Source organism: Bradyrhizobium sp. BWC-3-1 (genome assembly GCF_032917965.1).
In the GTDB taxonomy this organism is placed as follows: Bacteria; Pseudomonadota; Alphaproteobacteria; order Rhizobiales; family Xanthobacteraceae; genus Bradyrhizobium; species Bradyrhizobium canariense_D.
The window spans coordinates 2,525,516-2,544,595 of sequence record NZ_CP136625.1; the positions used below are offsets into that span (position 1 = coordinate 2,525,516).

The following is a 19,080-nucleotide window of genomic DNA, read 5'->3' on the forward strand; positions in this document are numbered from 1 at the left end:
ACTCTGCAATCTGCCAATTCTCACCGTCGGTAATCAAAGGTTTAAAGCCGAAGTTGGTTCGGGGTGTCGTAACGCTTTAGTCGGGACGCTTTCCTTCTGGCGACCCAAAGCGGACAGCTATCCGCGATCGAGCCGTGGTCGGCTGGACCTTTTTTCGGAGCGGCGGCCTGATGCGAATGTCTGCTGTCGGGCCGACGAGAAGTGGTCAACCGAACGGCCGACCGACGCGATTGACCCGAAGCGGACATCGCGAATCCTGCAAGTGCTGCTCCTGTCGCCTTTCCGAGTATGATCTTGGAGGTTACAATGACTCATTATTATCGTGCCTCGGAGCGGAAATGAAGTAGCGCCCCTTCATGGCTCTTGATGGCCGTGCAGCTTCTTGATGGCCGTGCAGCTGATGGCGGTGCGGGTCCATGAATGTGATCGGTGCAGCCATGGGAGCGCCCCGGAAAACGCCAATCAGCCGGACGCGACGAAGGCGTCGGCGGCTCTCAGAGGATCAGATCGTGTTGGAAGGGTAGCTGTCCGCCCTTGCCAGCAGCCTCCCCGTCGAAACGCCAACCCTCCGGCGCCTCATCGGCCGGATGGGGCCATGCGGCCGCGGCGGAATCGTACTCCGGATTGAGCGCGGCGACGGGTACCGAGGAAGTGACCGCCGGGGGCGTCGAGCTGGCATGCTGCTGTTCCGCACCCGCCTCGAAATGGAACGCGGGCTCGGCCCGGTTGTCAAAGCCTTGGTCGTCGGCGCCCTGAATGACCACGGTCACGATCTGCGGCGTGCCGTCGATCGTGGTCACGGTGAAGGTGTCGGTCAGCGCGTCACAAGACCTCAAGGCCTGGACCGCGGGATTGCCGGGGTTGAGGACATATGTCCACGTGCCGCAGGTCGTCATCGTGAAACTGCCGTAGCCGTGGTCGCTCGCCTGCGGGCATGTCGTGGCCGTGAAGGTGTCGTCGGGATTATCGACGTCCCTGTCGGACAAGGTGCCGCTGGCGCGTGGCGGGGGCTCGCAGGAGTTTCTTGGCTCGGTCACGCGTCCGCAAATATCGCCGCAGACGACCGCGGCGTCGTTGCTGCCCTCGATGGTGACGGTCACCGTCTGTGCCGTACCGTCCGCGGCCCTCACCGTGAAATCGTCAGTCAGCGATTGACCTGCGTTCAGCGCCTGCACCGCGCAGTTGCCGTTGTCGAGCGCGAAGGTCCAGTGCCCATCCGCGGTCATGGTGAAGCTGCCGTAACCGTGGTCGCTCGGCTCCGGACATTTGACGGGATCGAACGCGTTCGACGGGCCGTCGACGTCGGTGGCGGTCAAAAGGCCGCACGCGGTTGGGAGGCCCTGCGCGGAATTGTCGACTCCGCCAGCTTCGACCACGCGACCATGCGTGTCCCCGGAGATGACGGCCGGATCGTCGGCGCCTTGGATGGTCATCGTGACGACCTGCGGCGTGCCGCCGATGGTGGTCACGGTGAAGGTGTCTGTCAGGGTCTGGCACGGCGTAAGCGCCAGCACCGCGGCGCTGGCGGAATCCAGCGCGTAGGTCCAGTGCCCGTCGGACGTCATCGTAAAGCTGCCATAGCCTTTGTCGCTGGCATGCGGAGAACTCACCGCCGTAAACGTGTTGGCCGGATCGTCGACATCGGTGTCGGCGAGTTTGCCGGTCGCGGTTGGGACGTCGTGCGCCATGGCCGCCGCCGCAATTGCGGCGGCAGTCATGGCGATCGTGGCGACGGATCCGCCGGTCTCGCCGCTTATCGCTGCCGCGTCGTCGGTGCCGGCGATGTCGATCGTGAAGGTTTGGCTTGCCGAGGCAAAGCCGTCGGACGCCGTGATCGTGAAGCTGTCGGCGTTCGGCGCCTTCAGCGCGTTGATGGCGTCGTTGTTCGGTACGTAGGCGTAGGCGCCGGTCCCGCTGTTCAAGTACAGGATTCCGAAGGAGCCGGCCTTCTCGACGTCGTAGCTTGCGCCCGCGACGGTGAAAGCGCCGATCGCGCCGCCCGCGATGCCAAAGGTTGGGGTCGTGCCGGAGCCGAAGCTCGTGGCCGAGAAGCTGCCGCTGCTCGCCGAGAACTCATCGAACGCGACTGTGTCGATCTCGACGGGGCCCGACCCGAGCGTCAGTGTCGGTGGCGAATGGATCAGCGGCCCATCCGACACGAAGCTGGCCGGCACCACCAGCCCGGGAAGGGCATGTTGTGGACCGGGCCCGTCGGGCGCCTGGAAATCGATCGGCTGCAGCGTCTGATCGACCGCTTCGCCCGGAGGCGTGCCGGATCCGGACGGCCCATGGTCCTTCGAGTAGTTGTCGAGCACGTCCTGCTGCCGGCTCTGCAGGTCCTCCATCCGCGAAGCGTTGTTGGCGACCTGCGCGAAGCTGACGGACGATCCGGTCTTGCTGAGGATGACCGTCTGCCCGGGATCGTCCACGATGATGTGGCGCGGCACCGCCTCCTTCGTGATGAGTTCGAAGGTGCCATGCTCGAAGCCCTTGTAGGTGATGGAGGCATCGTCGAACAACGCGAGATCGGGATCGGCGGCCCACGCTTCTTTCAGCGCCGTCAGGATCAACGGGACGAAAGACAGCGCTCCGGCCCATCCGAGTCTCGCGACAACCGCCGACTCTACAGCGCGCCCGCCGCGGACGGACGACGGACTGCGTTGGTTCTGCGCCGGCCAAAGACCGGTGAAGACACGTGCGAGCGACATCTTGAACGCCTCGCATGCTGCCCGCTTCCGCCGAAGCGGCCGGACCCATGGATCGCGTGTGAGTCCACCCGCCGAGGTGTCCGGTTTTGCGCATCAGACTACGCTTTGTCATCCCGAGACCCCTTCACGAAATGTTGACTGAGTGCGCGCAAATGCGCTCTTTTGTTAGCGCTGAGCGGTCGGGACCATCGTCCGTTGCGACTAAAGAGTGGCGGTCGCAACATGCGGTATGGTGCGCCGGGCGCGCTCTGCCATCATTCCGCCGAAGCGGGCTCTTCACGGACGGGAGCGGACGCATGCACGGACTAAGGACGGTCGCAGGACTTCTCTGCCTTTTGCTCGTTGCAGTGGCGTATCCGCCTGCGCCGCTTCGGGCGCAGGACGTCAAGCCAATCGGCAAGGTCGTGACCGTCGCTGGCAAGGCAGTGATCGAGCATATCGATGCCGCGGTTGTGCAGGCGAGACTGTCCGAGAACGGGGCCAGCGCGAAGGTCGGCGATCCAGTCTATCGGGGCGACGTCGTCAGGACGGGCGCCGACGGGCGCCTGGGTATCAATTTCGCCGATGGCAGCTCCTTCAGCCTGTCGAGTAACGCCAGCATGGAAATGAGCGAGTTCGTCTACGATCCGGACGGCAAGGACAATTCAACCCTGATCAGCCTGACCAGAGGCACCTTCACCTTCGTCGCCGGCAGCGTCGCCAAGACCGGGAGCATGAAGGTGGACACGCCGGTGGCGACGTTGGGGATCCGGGGCACCACGCCCCACATCGAGATTTCGGACGACGGCACGGTCAAGTTCGCCACCCTGATCGAGGAGGGCAAGGATGCCGTCATGAAGCGGAAGGCCGGTCCGACCGTTGCGCCTCCCCGGCAGCGGAGGGCCGACCGCGCTCTCGGCATCTGCCGGGGATGCTGAAGGTCTTCGGGACGGCGCCAGTTATGATCCTGCTGCTGGCCGCCCCCGCGTCGGCGCAGAAGCCGGAAGGTCAATTCCGGAACGTCGAGCTCTGCAACGCCGCCTCGTCCCCCGACCGGAGGATCGAGGCCTGCTCTGCCTTCATCGCAGCCGGCCGTGGCGGGCCACAGGCCCTGGCCATGGCCCACAACAACCGCGGCATCGCCTACGCGGCGAAGGTCGACTACGACCGCGCTGTCGCCGACTTCGAGGCGGCCATAGGCATCGATCCGACCTTCGCCAAACCCGTCAACAACCGCGGCGCGGCGAGACTGAGGACGGGCGACTACGACGCCGCGATGGAGGATTTCGACCGAGCCATCGCCCTCCAGCCGGCATACCCCGGCGCCTTCGTCAACCGCGCCGAGGGCTGGCTGAAGAAGGGCGATCTCGTACGCGCCGAAAGCGACTACACCGCCGCGACTCGTCTGAACGCCGACATGGAAGTGGCTTGGAGCGGCCTTTGCTGGATCCGGGCGAGCACGGGCGACCCGCAAGGCGCGGTGGAAGCCTGCGACAAGGCGATCGGGTCGGGCGCGCATACGGCTGCGACCTACGATTCCCGCGCGCTCGCCCACCTCAAGGCTGGACGGACCGATGCGGCCATCGCCGACTACGACGCCGCGCTGCGCATCGACCCCACGCTCGCCACCGCGCTGTACGGTCGCGGCCGGGCAAAGATCCGCCGCGGCGAGACGGCTTCGGGAGAAGCCGATGTCGCGGCCGCGAAAGCTGTCCGGGGCGACATCGCCGAGGAATTCGCGCGCTACGGCGTACCGTAGTCCGTCCTCAACGCGTGCCCGTCGGAGAATGCCATCTCTCCCCTACCGAGAGAACCTGAGCTGCAGCAGTCGAGCAGTTTTTGTATTGATTTTTCCCTCCAGCGAGCGACACCCGAAAAATGCTAAACGGTTCTGCTTCCTACAAAACCGATAAGCAGACGTACGAAACAGAGCCAGATGGCGAACTCATCAGCTTTCGAGTCAAAACAGGGTCAGTTGATCGACTGATAAGCTTTCATACGAAGCGGAGTCAGTTGGCCAACTGATAAGGTAATACGCAAAACCTTATCAGTGCTCCGCTGGTCCGGAATGTGGACGAGTACGTATCCCGCCTACCCGAGGATCACCGCTCCTCCAAACGGGAATGACCAAGGCGTTGAGGATTCTAAAATTTTCGGTGGGGTGAGGCGCGGTTGACGTGACTAACTACGGTTACAAGCTACAGGATTTGCTCGCCGCTGCGAGACCACCGCGGCACGTCCGGCCGACGAGCGTGCAGGTCGGCGGAAGGCCGGGATGTGAATCGGCATCGAAGCATGCCCCCTCCAATGTGATGTGAATCAGAGACTTATCGTGCCGATCAGCCTCGGGCCACGCCGATTCACACCACGGCTCAAGGCTCAATTCGCGCTTCAATAGTCTTCGCGCGCGAATTCGGAGGTCCGGCGCCGAAGCTCGCCGGCGCAGAACATATCGGCCAGTGACACCGCCAGGGTAACGTAGCCGATCCGGCCACGCCGCGATATCCGCTCAGGCGAATTGAGAATATCGGGAAAGCTGAAAGAAGGACTCCGCTTCGTAGGACGGATCGGTGGCCAGTCGGGCAAGCCTTTGCCCGATGGCAGGCGCGAACTTCGCACCGTGGCCTGAACACGCGGAGCAGACGATTAGGCGGGAATCCGGCCAGCGATCGATGATGAATTCCTCGCCCGCATCGGGCAGGCGGTCGGCGGGCACGGTGTTGGTGTAGAGGCAGACGTCTCGATCGATGATTGGCCCGGCCGCGCCCGGGACAAGGGCCGCCAACGCATCGCCGACCGGGCGGAGTTCGGCCTCGGTGGCCTGCGGACCCCAGTCGTCGGGGCCGACCACGGGCCCGTGGTTGTGAGGCGCCGCTTTGACGCCGCGCTGTTCGAAGTCCGGAAAGCCGTAGACCACGTCGTTCGGACCTCGGTCCAGAATGAAGATCGGGAAACGACCGAGCGCCACAGTGTCAGGGCGGGTCGGCTTGAACCAGCCGACCGCCTGTCGGGTCACGTTGAGCAGCGCGCCCAATGTCGGGAGTGCGCGACCGAGCCATGGACCCAGCGCCAGAATCGCGCGCTCGGCGAAGAACTCTTCGGTCACCGTGCGGATCGATACGACGTCGTGGTGCGGCGTGAAGCTCGCGCGTTCCGGAATCACACGGTTGCCGGCGCGTGAGCGCATCAGTCTCATGACGACACCGGTCCACAGTATCGCGCCACCGTCTTGTACTACGACGTCCCAGTCGTCGGGCAGGGCGAAAGCCGGAAATTCCTTGTTCGCTACGGTCGCGGTCAACATCGGATCAGGGCGCCCTTTCGCGATCGCGGCCGCGCGTGACGACGCCACCATCGCAGAGCCGGGGAGGCCTGCCTCCAAAACAGGGGTTTCCGTCAGAACCGTTTGAGGGCTTTCGGCCTGCAGCCGGATCCAACCGGCACGAGCCTCGTCGCTCAGGCTGGTGTAGTTGGGGTTTTCGAAATTGAGCGACGGAAAATTCGACATGAACCATGTGACGAGCCTCGATCCGAACCGGGTCCGACAGGGTCGAAGCCGAGCGCATCGACGCCGGCATCCAACAATGAGTTGAGCGCTGCTCCGCCCATGAGTCCTAGACCCAGCACGGCGACTTCGCATTTTCGCATGAAGGCCTCGCGAGCGATGCTACGGCTCGCCGATCATCCTGATGATTTCGCGGGTTTACAAGGTCTACGGGAGGGCGATTACGTAGCGAAAGGGACCGCGGGGCGACAGCGGGCCAGATCCGAAAGTCTGAATAGGAGCCGCAGTCAACGGCGCCCGTCTCCATAGCTTTAGTTTCGGCCGCAGGAGCAGGTCGGTCGCGGCTTAGCGCGACCATGGCCACGATAACGACGGTTGCGGTTTTATAGCTTGCGGTCTGGCAATTGGCGCCGGCTTTGGCGCCTGGGCAACATTGGCCGACTGCCGTGGACGCGGCAATGGTACTTCCTGCATGACCTGTGGCTTTTCTGGGATTGCGTTCGTACCTTCAGGCATCATCTCCTTTGGTGCTGAGGCGTTCGCCGTGGCGCGGGCGAGTTGCTCCTGGTTTGCGTTGAGGCGATCGGTGAGCGTTTGACTTTCGCGGGCCATCTGGATCTGGATCCCTTTGACATCGTCGATGACACGGCTGTTACGTGCGAGTTCTTCCTGGCCTGTCTTGAGTTGGCGCGCCACATTTTCATTGTCGTGGACCAATTTCTCTTGCGTCACGTTAAGCTGTTCGACTGCTTGCCTCAAGGCAGCGAGATCGCGCGTCATCGACTGCAGCTGCTGCGTCAAGTCGGAAACCAGGGCGATTGCAGACGGCGCCGCGTCTTTCGGCGCCGCAGCATCTCGGGGGCCCCGCGTCAGGGGTGCAGGGTCCGAAGGGGCCCTCATCGCCGGTTGTGCGGAGGACGACCACCACCACCAAGCAGCAAAGGACACAGCCAACAGAGAGCAGACGAAGGCCACGTGGGGCTGTTTCGTCGGTTGATGGTTCGTTGCCGGTGCGCGAGACGTCTCCATGGTCGGCTGGACCGAGGCACCGTCTTCCGCCTTGCGCGTCAGGTGCGAAAGCTCCTCCGCGATCTGCCGTTCCGCGACGCTGTCGTCCCGCGTGGAAGCCATTTGGTGCTCCATGTGAACCCTTGACGATGGTGCTGACTTTCGTTGTTTAGCACAGTTTTAGCCTGTGCGCTCGGGCCCAGCGCTGCGCGCGAAGGCGCCGTCGGCAAATGAGTCCGATCGCCGAAAGTTCGAGGCTGATCGAGGCAGGAAAAAGCGCCTAAACTCCAGAGCGGCGTGTGCTTATGCCGATGTATGACGTCGAATGGTAGGCTCGCGTGTCTTGCAGCGGGCGCACTCAACCTCCAGCCAGGCGAGTCCGCCACTAAGCATTGATCGATCGTCGGGCAGGGCTGCGCAGGGCCCCCGTAGCATTCCATGCGGACGGACTAGGCTTCCGCCTCCGCCCGTCGGCTTCTCGAACGGCCTCCTGGGCGCGCTCGCGGGCTCCTTGCGCATCATCATCGCGCCCATAATCCGGCCGCTCCAGACTACCTCTCCACACTTTTCGCGGAGGATTCCGCAGGTGGCTTGTGAGGCTAACCGTCAGCCGGGAGCCCCACACCTCACTTCGGGTCAAGCGCGACTGAGCCTAGCGGCTCCCGCGATCTAATGTGTCAACGTGGCTCGAACCGTAGAAGTGACAAGCTCCGCGCGGAAAAAACGCAGAGCGCTTTCGCGGAAGGGGGCGAGCTACTGGTCCCTGGTTCTCGCCGCGCCGAGGATATCCACTCCTCCGAACTCTGGGCGCTAAGCTTTCGCGAAGACGTTCATTTTTCGCAAACCGTGGACGGCTCTAGAAATAAGCTACAGTAAGGAACTACGGTAACTCGGCTAAATGGCGATACGTGATGCCACTGTGGACATCCGCCTGCAAGGATTTGAACTTCTTTGTCCTGCTGGGCTCTTCCGACTTCGACGGGCATAGTGTCCTTTGGCACGCCTCGTGCCGCTCAACTGCGAATACTTTCTGCACACGCCGGTTGGTAGCTTCTAAAATCTTCCTGGCAGTCGCTCTTCGTCGTGCTCGTGCTCGGAAGGTCGATCCCCCGCGGATTTAAGAGAGCTGCCAGCCTGCACGCAGGATGCAAGTTAGATCAAGATTTCAGAGCTCGCTGGGCGTCACCGATCTCGCAATTTCGCCGACGTGAACGGGCGCGGGAGCAGTTGGATCATCGCGGCCAACCGGGCTCAGGCCATGGCATGTAAAGACGCAGCCCTGCGGGGAAAGGCATCGATGAGCTGCAGCCGCGCCCTCTCATGCTGTGACATAACGGCCGGCACGATCAAGACCTACGGGGCCGGCACGTAGGGCAGGGGGCTCCGGCTAATCGTCGAAGCACGGTCCGCATTGCAAGTTAGACGGGCAGCCGAAGCCAAAGGTCGTTGCTGGACAGCGTACCGGCCGGCGTGGCTATCTCCATATCGACGACGCAAAAGGAGCCGGGTTGATCATCATACAGGTAACGAAGATGCCAGACGGGGCCAAGTTCCGGTGTAATGGCGAAGTCATCTAAGGCACTCGCGACGTATCGAACGGCATCGCGATGTGCTATCGGCGCGGAGAACATCGTGTCCGTCAGCGTGGCGAGGCTCATACCCTCCAGGAGCATGGTTCGCGCGACTTCGTCTCCGTGGACGAGCCTGAGGACGGATACGAGGGCCGCGATAGCGTCAGGGTTCTTTAGAGACACGGCAGATTCGTTTCAGGCCAAAAGGCCGTATTGACGTAAGGGCGCGTGGGCGGCGGTCGCGTGTTTTCGCAGGGCATGGTCGTCCGCTACAACACCTCAGCACGAACCTGAGCCACGCCACGATTCGTAATCCCCAAGCTGCGCGCAGCCGCCAGCGAGAGGTCGAGGACGCGGCCACGGACCCATGGTCCGCGGTCGGTGATACGAACCACCACCGAGTTGTTCGTCTCAAGATCAATGACGCGGACTCTCGTGCCGAACGGCAGACGGCGATGCGCCGCGGTTAGTAGATTCCGATCAAACGATGAACCGCTCGCTGTCTTGCCTTTGGAATACGAATAGTAGGAGGCTTTTCCGGAAATAACTCGATTGAAAGATTGAGCGCCTGAACGATCTTTCAGGGGCTCTTGTCCGCTCGGGCGTTGCGCTTGCGGCTCCTCCTTCTTTGTCTTATCGAGTCCTTCAGGAGCGGGCTCGGCGTGAGCGTCTGGCACGATGGACCATCTATCATTGAATGTTTGCCCAACGGCTGGGGTCGCGTGAAGCCCCGTCCAAATTGAGACCGCTGCAATCACGATCATTCCAGAAAGCGGACGCATGATCGACCTCACTACAAATCACCAGACTGACAAACAATGCAAACTCGTAAGGCGCGTTCCGGCACATCGGGATTCTCGTGTAGAGAGGTGATCTGATACCGATTTGAATGTGTTGCATGGCGAAGAGTGGAAGCAGTGCAACAAGCAGATGGTCCGCTGCAGCGCATTCACGAGAACCGGCGAGCCGTTCTAGAGTTCGACGCTTTGCGAAGCAGCGTCAACCTGGCCTGGCGTGCAGGCGGTTCAGTGGCGTGAATCTCTTCGCCTGATTATAGAGACGAGCAGGACATTGAACGGGCCACGGGCAGCTCGTGGGGCGAGATGCCGCGAGCCGCCTAAGAAGCTCCGCGCGTTATCCAGCCTCGCTCGCAGTGGATCGCAACCGTACACGGCTCCTCGGTGTTAATCGCCGGCAGTTTGCGTCTTTCGTGCTTCTTCAGCGAAAACTGCCTCGGAGCAATTGCTATGAACATAAATCTCCGAAACGAACTCGCGAAGCTTGGATGACATCCAAATAACGCCAGAAAACGTCGGACCTCAGCAGTTGGCTACCACTTCTCCCACAGGAATGCATGCGCGAAGGAGGCCGGTGACATAGGGACTGCTGTCAGCTGGCGCATGCGCTCTGGTTCTACTGGCGTTTAACGTGGCCGCTGTCCTCTCTCCTCACTAAAACGGTTGAGCAAAGAACCAAAGGCCGCCTCAGTTGGCGGCCTTTTTACAAGTAGGATACGCCAGTTTACGTGAACGAAACCTCTGATCAGTAGCGCCGATAGTACCGATGGGCATAAGGCCGACGAACAACGACTACGCCGCGGCGATAGGCAGGACGATAGACCGGGCGAGTTCGGACGCATCCGTGCGGGCTGCAAACCAGAGCTACCGTCTCAACGTTCGCGATGTTTGATTGTCCCAACGGAGCAACGGGCATTGCCGATGCCGTTGCAATTGAGAATGCCGCCCCACCGAGAACGGTTATTGCGGCAAGTGTAAGTTTGTATTTCATCCACGCTACTCCGGCGGAGCCCATCCCCGCTGACCAACCTTAGACGTTCCTTCCTGAACCTCGGATGACCACGCCGCAGCTTTCGCGCGCGCCCTGGCTGGCTGTATGTTTCGGCACAATTGGGCCACGCGCGAGGGGTTGTTCTCTCGATCCTATCCGCCGGGCGGCCGCGCGCTGGCTCTGCGACATGGCTTGCCAATGAAGGTCACGCTGGCGCGCCGATCACCTCGTACTCGAAGCCGACGCCCTCCCGATCGTTCTCATCAATTCAAGCCTGCGCCACCTCCTCTGTAGCGAACCACTTTCGGCGGGGGTGAGGCGCGCCATTACAGATCCTCGCGCAAGCTCATGAAGAACGGATGCCGGAGGACCTTGTGAATGCAGCGCGCGTCGCGCGGAACGGCCTCGACCCCTGCGCAAGCATGGCTCTCTGCAACCGGGGAAGGGGCGCCCCGGTCCCCATTGCGGAACGAACTCCAACCGAAACGGATATTCGGGTATTCGGGTTCGTAGGCGCCGGTTGGTTCCTAAGCCATAGGTCGATCTTGGGAGCCTCGTAAATTGTTCTAGAATACTGCGATGGCTGGCAAGAAAACCTCCGAAAGAGAGTTCCTGCCCTCCTAAACCAACACGCGAGGTGGAGGCGCGGCAGGTTGTCCAAGAGCAAGTCTCGATCACCAGCCGGCGCTCGTCAAAGGTTCGAAAGTAAGATGAAACGAAGGCCGCCACAGTTGGCGGAGTCGTATTGTAGCTTCCGGCACTTGGGAATGCCATGCGGTACGTTGCGTATGTGGTCGATTTATCCGGCGTTGCTCGGGCGGTTTATCAAATTGACAGTCCGACGGATGAAGACGCCAGAACGCGAGCAGAGAAATTTCTCGATACGTACCCCGCCGTAGAGGTGTGGGATGGTCCTCGCAGAATTGCCCGGCTGGTGCGTGAGAGCTCGGGCTGACCGGTCGAGAAACGCGAGAGCTACGCCGGGTTGGTTCGGATCTGCTTACGATCATGAATTGACATTTCGCCGCGGCTCGTGGCTTCCAAAATCTTCATGGCGCGCAGGAACGAGCGGTTCGACTTTTAATTGTTGCCCAAGCAACCGTCCAGGTGCGGGATCCTCGTGGCATTAACATCGACGCGCGTGTTATGACGACTGTTCAAACGGCCTTGCTCATTGCGGCCGCAGTGCCACGCTCTGCACTAGATCGTGGGCGGTAATCGACACATCAAGCATCAGAGGGCACGGCGGATGTAACCGGCTCGACGATCTTAAGGGCCCGACGTGGAATGCGTCGGGGCCGTTTGTTAGGGCTCCATCTACACCGGCAGCCGCTCAGGGGCGCGAAGCGGAAATTATATCGCTCGATCCGAGCGTTGCCGGTGGTCACCCCGGAGCAGACTTGACAAGTCGGACGAGTGCAAGGCTCTCTCTCTCTCTCTCTCTCTCTCTCTCTCTCTCTCTCTCTCTCTCTCTCTCTCTCTCTCTCTCTCTGCGAGTTAATCAGATAGCGTCGCAACGTCTGGCCGTGAGGGTTGACGATATTGGACCGCGATCGCTGTTAACCTTGGCCGCTTTTCGGCCAAATTGTTGTTTGTTGCTTGGTACTCGGGGCAGGACCTCATTTTGGAGCCCTGCAATGTTCAAGCAAGTATTTTCTGCGTGTCTCTTCGTTGTCCTCAGCTCGATCTGTTCGGAAGCAAGACCCTACCGCATAGGCCACGCGCCCGAATGCAACGTGATCATGCCATGTGACTTCTCGTCCGCGCAGACGCGCGGCGAACGAATTTCGCAATATTCTCTGCAGGCGTATCGTCCCAAACAACTCGTAGTAACCGCAGCCAACAGCTTGGCGATGAGGGTCCCTGCTGAGAGCCGGATCGTCGGGGGTCGGCCGCCCGGCTGCCCGGCGGCATTCTGTGGTTGTGGCGCAGCGCTGCGCGTGTTTGGTCGTGTGGTGCCTGAACTAAACCTCGCAGCCAACTGGCTACGCTTTCCGCGTACGTCGCCGTCGCCCGGAATGGTCGCGGCACGCCGTGGGCACGTCTTCGTACTAGAACAGCATCTCAGAGGCGACATTTGGATGGCGTATGACGCCAACTCAGGCGGACACGCGACAAGGATGCACGCGCGATCGTTGCGCGGCTATACAGTTGTCAATCCACACGTTGCGACCTGAAAGAGCGCGCGCCAGTTGGTGTACCGCTTTGTCGCTACCCGAACGTCAGCGCGTGTGCCCACCACCGCCGCCTGTGGCGCACTGGAAGGGACGGCCCCCGACCGCCAGCCCCCCGTGTTGGTCGGGGCCGATTTTCGTCTGGTGCCCAACGCTCTGACACCATTTGACGAAAACCAGCCGGTTGGTTTTCCGGTTTTTTACAGAGTGGCGTTATGTCGCGTGCGATTGCCACCGTTCAAATTCTACTGGGGCGCCGCTACGCGCTTCCAAGTGGTTCGCAGCGTCATACCGTTTGGAGTTCAGGGATTGTCGAATTTTAGTTCGTCTGAGTTTAGCAAAGTAATCGTTCTTTTCTGATTGGGAACGGCGGCGACGTTCGCGGAGGTGCTGGCTGCAAGGTTGACCATCATACCTTTTGTATTTTCGTCAACCGAGTATGTGCCGTAGTAGGCAAATGCTTGACGCCACGATACTTTGCGCCTCCTCGGGCGTCGCCTTGGCTCGGTCATTAGCCGCAATCTTTGGAATTTCCGCGCGCGATTGGAAAAGCAAGAAATGGCCATCATCTGAGAAAATCATCACACCCTTTGGGGAAGGACCGAAGGGTTCGCCTATTTGGCCGTCGTCCATTTCACTGGTAACAGCGACTAGCGTCCACGCACCAACAAGCTGTTCCTTAGCCGACTTCGCTTGCGCGAATGCTGCGCCCGACAGGGCAAGCCCAAGCCCGATAGCAACAATGGCTTTGTTCATTATGTCCTCCACCACAAAATTTAATTGTTGACTACGGTCACGTGAGATCAAGGTCGGCGTGAGCTTCGGGGTCAAAATCGGCGATGAAAACCCACACGATGCCATTCCGATCTAACCTGGACAGCGGGCCCACCCACAGACACAGACTAGCCGCAGTACCCACGTGCCAACCGCCAACCCAGCAGGAATGCCGGCTGATCTCCTACCCAGATGTGTGTCTCGGGATCATCGACCTGCGGCGGAGAGCGGGTCGGCCCACCCGTAAATTTCCCAAGTGCCGCGCCTGCCCCTGATCTGGTACGACGGCCCCAGCTCACCGGAATGAGGCGCATTCGGCCAAATGGATGATCTCGCAATGCTTCTCGCCGAGCTGGAGCGGTGCAAGGCAGAGTTCGAGCACCTGCAAACGGAGCTGAATTCCCCAAGGGGCGCCGGCCCAGTACAGCCAACAACGCTCCAAGATCTGGCGCGCCGGATGAGCGAGATCGCGGCCCGTCTTGAAGCTGCAACGCGCGCGATCTCAAAGGGACCTGCCAGCGGAATACATTGAGCAGTTCCGTAGCGCCCTAGCGAGCCGGCCATCTCCGGTTTGAAGCCAGAACGGACTTGTCCACTTCGCGGAGTACATGGTCTAGTTCGCCATTGGCCGTTGCTCAAGCAGCGCAACTCTCCGGCTTGCGCAGGATCAAAACGGACAGCCCCGTTCTCACTAGCCTCACACCTAGCCGAACAACCTGCGGTTCAGTCTGCTGAGGTTATGGGCGCCCAATTGACCTACCCCGATGGAGCGCCGCGCCTGTTACGCCAGTACTCTCGCAATGGCATCCCGCAAGGTTTGCCGTGCGAACGGCTTGCGCAAATAGGCGACGCACCCGGCGTCCACCGCCTCAGGGTCTCGGTCAGATGCAGCTGGAACGCGCGCAGCTCTTCCGCCGTCGCACTGTCGGGGGAAGGGCTGAGGAAAGCCTCTTGACGGCGCGGATATACTCGCGTTGCGTATCGGGTACGAACCTGCGCATGTTCATGTCGTCGAGCCTGCGTTGGCGCAGCGGGCTGATGGGCTTCTCGCTCATTGGGGGCTCCTGTCTTGAGGTTGGAGTGCTTGACCCCTCGATCCTGCAGACGGAGCGCCCGCCCGTCACCTGTGCTCGTTCAAACGGTTACAGCGGTAGACGTGATCGGCGGACCGCGCCGCCAGCCCTCCCGCGAGAGCGGGTTCGTTCTTTGACCCGAAGCCGAAGTTATCAGTCAGCCTTTCATGCCATCCAGACCGGGATAATCTTTGTAAATGTTTTCCTGAAGCACGGAGTCTATTCCGAGAGATGATATCGCCGACCGATGTCCTCAATCTCAGAAACTCAGCTACTGGAGATTCTTGGGCGAGCGTGAGCGCCAGGGATAACTCTCCATGATCCGATCTACGTGCTGTTTAAATCGTGTGGCTGATTTCGCGTCCATAGACCATCTCGCGGCAACAGGGCCTGCCTGGTAAGAGGCCCCTCCAAATATCTAGAGCGCTACTCTACCGCTTGGCCCAAATGCGAAGTGCACGACGTCCGCTATTTGAGTCGCTATCGGGGGAAAAGAGGACGTCGCACACAATCCGCGGGTCTTACTGTGCTAGAAATCCGAATGCGACAACCAGTGCCACCATGCTCGAGAAAATCAGCAGTGCCGGAAGGGATTTTCGGGTCATTGGCCTCGTCGAATGGCGCGCAGCCGATTGGCCGGGTTGAGGTGTAGGCGGTCTCTAGGACCGCACGACGTTGCCCTCTCTCGTTGGCGTTGCCCGTGGAGAGACGTTCCACCGGCCTGCGACCGTATGGCCGGGTTCACTCAAACATCAGTGTTGAATTGTTCTGCAATTGAGAGTTGAATGTTTGTATTTGAGAACGGGGGTTAATTTGCTGCAGCTGGAGGCACATCTCGGTATATCCGATGTGCTTCGTTTGATTGAAGAAAAGCTGGGAGCAGGTGTCTGGCGCTGTGATGCAGCCGGCCAGATGCAATGGTCGCGTGGCTTTTTTAGGCTGCTCGGATTGGATCCGCATGCGGTGTCGCCGTCATACACCGAAATCCAACGAAGGATTCATCCGGACGATCGCGGTCCGACTCGCGGTCCCAGCGAGTTGATGATAGATCGGACGTTGCTCGACGGTGAATTTCGCATCATTCGGCCCAATGGCGCTTTCCGCTGGATTAACTGCCATACCGAAGTGCTACTGAATAGCGCAGGTGAGCCGGAATGTATTTTGGGGATCGCTCTCGACATTACAGCGCAACGTCGGTTGGTCCAGACGCTGCGAAGTGACGCCGAGCGCTACAGCGCTTTGACCCAGGTGGTAGGCGGTCTGCTGTGGATCGGTAGTTCCGACGGTCGAATCACGGCACTGCCGAATGGCGAGAAGACACCAGAGGCGCATCGGTTGCTTGGCAAAGGCTGGGCTGATCTTCTTCACGAAGACGAGCGTGAGGCGGCCTTGAGAAGCTGGACGGCCTCGGTCGAGACCGGACGGCGGTACAGCGTCGAGCATCGCCTGCGAGAGCCCGACAATACATATCGGTGGTATCATTGTACGGCCGTGCCTGTCACCAATGCGGACGGCAGCATCCAGGAATGGATGGGTCTCTCCATTGACGTGCATCAGGAAAAGCTCTCCGTTCAACACGCGGCAACATCGCAGCTTACGGGCGCGCAACTGCGCGCAGCCCGCGGCATCCTAAATTGGTCTGTGAAACAATTGGCCGCGCGAACGGGGATTTCGTCCGCCATCATTCGTCGGCTTGAAGAGTACGATGATGCTCCCCCAATGTCGGACGAGACGACGGAGATTCTTCGTCGCGTCTTTTCGGATGCGGGAATCGAGTTCTTGTTCCCGTCTGTCGGCGAGCCTGCAGTTCGGCCGCGACGATGATTTGAGACAAGTTGTCGCAAGCTGGCTATCTCACTTTCCATAGGTAGCTTTGGAAGGACCGTCTTGGGGCTCAGTTTTTGGGTTGCTCGCGCATTTCGCGGCCGGGCGAACCAAAAATTTGCGAAATGCGCCGAGCTAATTTCGTCATACGCGCTGAAGCAGCAATTTTTGCGCGCGTGAGGAAAATCAGGGTCGATTTCTTCTTAACCAACTCGCAGCCAATTGTCTTCACCATGGTCTGCACGCTCAAGTAGGGACGGGAAACCTGAGCTACTGTTTTATTATCGAGTGACCCCACGAGGGATCTTTTTGCCATCTGACCTAAAAGCCGCCGTCGGTTGCGGCGACTAAGCGCGTCACATCCAAATCCATTCTTGCCAATCTTTTTAAGGGTCCAATGACCCGCGGAGTGTTGCCATGCCCTTCAAACTCAAACTTCGGATTCGTGGCCGGCTGATTTCGGGATTTCTTTCCGTATGCGCGATCATCGCGCTTTCAGTCGGATACACCGTGTTTGCGGTCGGCGGGATTTCCACGACCGTCGATCGCATGGTGAACCTGCGGACACCCGTCGCGCTCGCGAGCACAGAGCTGGTCGGCAATCTCTATTCCACACTGGCGACATTGCGTGGCTATCTCTTGACCGGAAATCCGCAAGGCAAGCTAGATCGGGCCGCGATGTGGAAGGAAATGGATGCCACAGTTGCCGGCTTCGATGAGAAGGCGGTACATTTTACCAACCCGGAGAACAGCCGAAAATGGGCCGAGGCCAAGGCGCTGCTCGCAGAGTTCCGAGCTGCCCAAGACAAAGCCGAAGCCGTCGCGTTCACTTCCGATGCATATCCAGCGACAAAGCTACTTGTGACCGAAGCCGGTCCGCGCACCGAAACAATGTTTTCCGAGATCACCAAGATGATCAACGAGGAGGAGGGCCAGGAGGCGACGGCGGAGCGTAAGAGATTGCTGAAAGCAATGGCGGACACGCGCGGCAATTTTGCCGCTGCCACCGCTCAACTTCGCATGTACCTCCTGTCGGGCGAAAAGAACGACAAGGAGAAATTCTTCAAGCCGTGGGAGCTCTTTGAAAAAGGCTATACCGCCGTGAGTGCGAAGAAGGACCTGCTTACGCCGTCTCAGCTGCTCTCGTTCGAGAAGATCACGAAGGCGCGGGGCGAATTTGTTCTCCTTTACGAGAAGATGTTCGCGTTCCGGGAGTCAGCGGACTGGAATGCACCCGTGCATATTCTCATAACGGAAGCGGCGCCGCGCGCGGTGAAGATTCTCGATCTGCTCGACGGGCCGAAGGGCGCCGACGGCACCCGCTCTGGAGGCATCAAGACGAACCAGAACAGCATGCTTGCCGAGGAAAGCCATCAGGTGCAGACGAGCATATCCTTCCTGAGGCTGGTCCTGTGGGGCTTGCTTGCGGCAGGACTGGGCCTCGGGGCCGCCATTGCGCTGCTGACCGCTCGCGCGATCGCCCTCCCGATCCAGGGGATGACCGCCGCCATGGGCAGGCTCGCGAGCGGCGATACGTCGACCTCGATCCCAGGTGTCGGCCGCGCTGACGAGGTCGGCGAGATGGCCGAGGCGGTTCAGGTCTTCAAAGACAATATGTTCGAAACCGACCGGCTGCGGGCCGAACAGGCGCAATCAGAGGCCCGTGCGGCCGCCCAGCGCAAGACGGACATGCACCAGCTCGCTGGACGCTTTGAGGATGCGGTCGGAGAAATCATCCAGACGCTCTCATCATCCTCGACCGAGCTCGAAGCGGCGGCCAAGACCCTGAGCAGGACAGCCGAGAGCACCCAGCAGCGCTCTAGCATGGTCGTTGCGGCTTCCGAGGAAGCCTCGAGCAACGTTCAGTCGGTTGCCTGCGCCACCGAAGAGATGAGCTCATCAGTCATCGAAATCAGCCGCCAAGTGCAGGACGCAGCCAGGATTGCCGGCGCAGCGGTGGATCAGGCACAGAAAACCAACGATCGCGTCAACAAGCTGTCACAGGCGGCAACTCGTATCGGCGACGTGGTCGAACTGATCAATACGATCGCGGGGCAGACCAACCTTTTGGCGCTGAACGCAACGATCGAAGCGGCGCGGGCCGGCGAGGCCGGACGCGGCTTCGCTGTCGTTGCCTCCGAAGTCAAGGCGCTCGCCGAACAGACTGCCAAGGCGACTGGGGAGATCAGCCACCAGATCGCCGATATACAGGCCGCCACCCAGGATTCCGTCGTCGCGATCAAGGAAATCAGCGGCACGATCGGTCGGATCTCAGAAATCTCTTCCGCCATTGCAGCCGCGGTGGAAGAACAGGGAATGGCTACGCAGGAGATATCGCGCAACGTCCAACAGGCCGCGCAAGGTACCCACGAGGTCGCCTCCAACATCACGGAGGTGCAGCAAGGGGCCACGGAAACCGGCTCTGCCTCTAGTCAGGTGCTTGCCTCGGCGCAAACGCTGTCGAACGACAGCGCGCGGCTAAAGACAGAGGTCGAGAAGTTCCTGATCACTGTGCGCGCAGCTTGAGGTGCTTCCATGACAAGTACCTCAACATCAGCGAGTCACGCTGGAAGTGTCCCAGCGAGGATCCGTGATGGAGCGTCCGAGCCGGTGGCTGCCAACATCATCCCGCTGCCATTTAGTCGAGAGCGATACCTGATCGTCCAGACCAGAACG

The 19,080-nt window shown here is 60.5% G+C and carries 11 protein-coding genes; 4 read left to right on the plus strand and 7 right to left on the minus strand.

What is annotated here, in order from left to right; translation table 11 throughout:
• Nucleotides 1-494: 494 nt before the first annotated feature.
• A complete protein-coding gene (locus RX329_RS12195; protein WP_085394546.1) occupies nt 495-2,708 on the minus strand; it encodes a VCBS domain-containing protein in 2,214 nt (737 codons plus the stop codon).
• A gap of 296 nt (nt 2,709-3,004) precedes the next feature.
• On the opposite strand from RX329_RS12195, the gene RX329_RS12200 reads away from it, so the two are divergent.
• Nucleotides 3,005-3,625, plus strand: a complete 621-nt coding sequence (locus RX329_RS12200; protein WP_026234035.1) for a FecR domain-containing protein — start codon at nt 3,005-3,007, stop codon at nt 3,623-3,625.
• A gap of 23 nt (nt 3,626-3,648) precedes the next feature.
• Nucleotides 3,649-4,446 carry a tetratricopeptide repeat protein gene (locus tag RX329_RS12205; RefSeq protein WP_245329435.1) on the plus strand — a complete coding sequence of 266 codons (798 nt, stop codon included), beginning with the start codon at nt 3,649-3,651 and terminating at the stop codon, nt 4,444-4,446.
• Nucleotides 4,447-5,196: 750 nt separating this feature from the next.
• On the opposite strand, the gene RX329_RS12210 is transcribed toward RX329_RS12205, so the two are convergent.
• The 5 genes from RX329_RS12210 to RX329_RS12230 all read right to left on the minus strand — a co-directional run bounded on the left by RX329_RS12210 (nt 5,197) and on the right by RX329_RS12230 (nt 13,489).
• Entirely contained in the window at nt 5,197-6,327 is a 1,131-nt protein-coding gene (locus tag RX329_RS12210) for an FAD-dependent oxidoreductase (RefSeq protein WP_085383585.1), read from the minus strand.
• Nucleotides 6,328-6,537: 210 nt separating this feature from the next.
• Complete coding sequence (locus RX329_RS12215; RefSeq protein WP_026234034.1) at nt 6,538-7,323, minus strand: hypothetical protein; 786 nt, start codon at nt 7,321-7,323, stop codon at nt 6,538-6,540.
• Nucleotides 7,324-8,618: 1,295 nt separating this feature from the next.
• Nucleotides 8,619-8,858, minus strand: coding sequence for a hypothetical protein (locus tag RX329_RS12220; RefSeq protein WP_210350904.1), 240 nt, complete (start codon nt 8,856-8,858; stop codon nt 8,619-8,621).
• Between the two features lie 182 nt (nt 8,859-9,040).
• Nucleotides 9,041-9,553: a septal ring lytic transglycosylase RlpA family protein gene (locus RX329_RS12225; protein ID WP_085383586.1), complete on the minus strand. Its 513-nt coding sequence runs from the start codon at nt 9,551-9,553 to the stop codon at nt 9,041-9,043.
• A 3,609-nt stretch (nt 9,554-13,162) separates the two neighbouring features.
• The gene (locus RX329_RS12230) at nt 13,163-13,489 is read right to left on the minus strand and encodes a lipocalin-like domain-containing protein (RefSeq protein WP_143273023.1); all 327 of its coding nucleotides are present in this window, start codon (nt 13,487-13,489) and stop codon (nt 13,163-13,165) included.
• Nucleotides 13,490-15,393: 1,904 nt separating this feature from the next.
• On the opposite strand from RX329_RS12230, the gene RX329_RS12235 reads away from it, so the two are divergent.
• A complete protein-coding gene (locus RX329_RS12235) occupies nt 15,394-16,404 on the plus strand; it encodes a PAS domain-containing protein (protein ID WP_317245885.1) in 1,011 nt (336 codons plus the stop codon).
• A gap of 70 nt (nt 16,405-16,474) precedes the next feature.
• On the opposite strand, the gene RX329_RS12240 is transcribed toward RX329_RS12235, so the two are convergent.
• Nucleotides 16,475-16,702, minus strand: a complete 228-nt coding sequence (locus tag RX329_RS12240) for a hypothetical protein (protein ID WP_143273025.1) — start codon at nt 16,700-16,702, stop codon at nt 16,475-16,477.
• 119 nt (nt 16,703-16,821) lie between these two features.
• On the opposite strand from RX329_RS12240, the gene RX329_RS12245 reads away from it, so the two are divergent.
• Entirely contained in the window at nt 16,822-18,930 is a 2,109-nt protein-coding gene (locus tag RX329_RS12245) for a methyl-accepting chemotaxis protein (protein WP_085360752.1), read from the plus strand.
• Nucleotides 18,931-19,080: the final 150 nt, after the last annotated feature.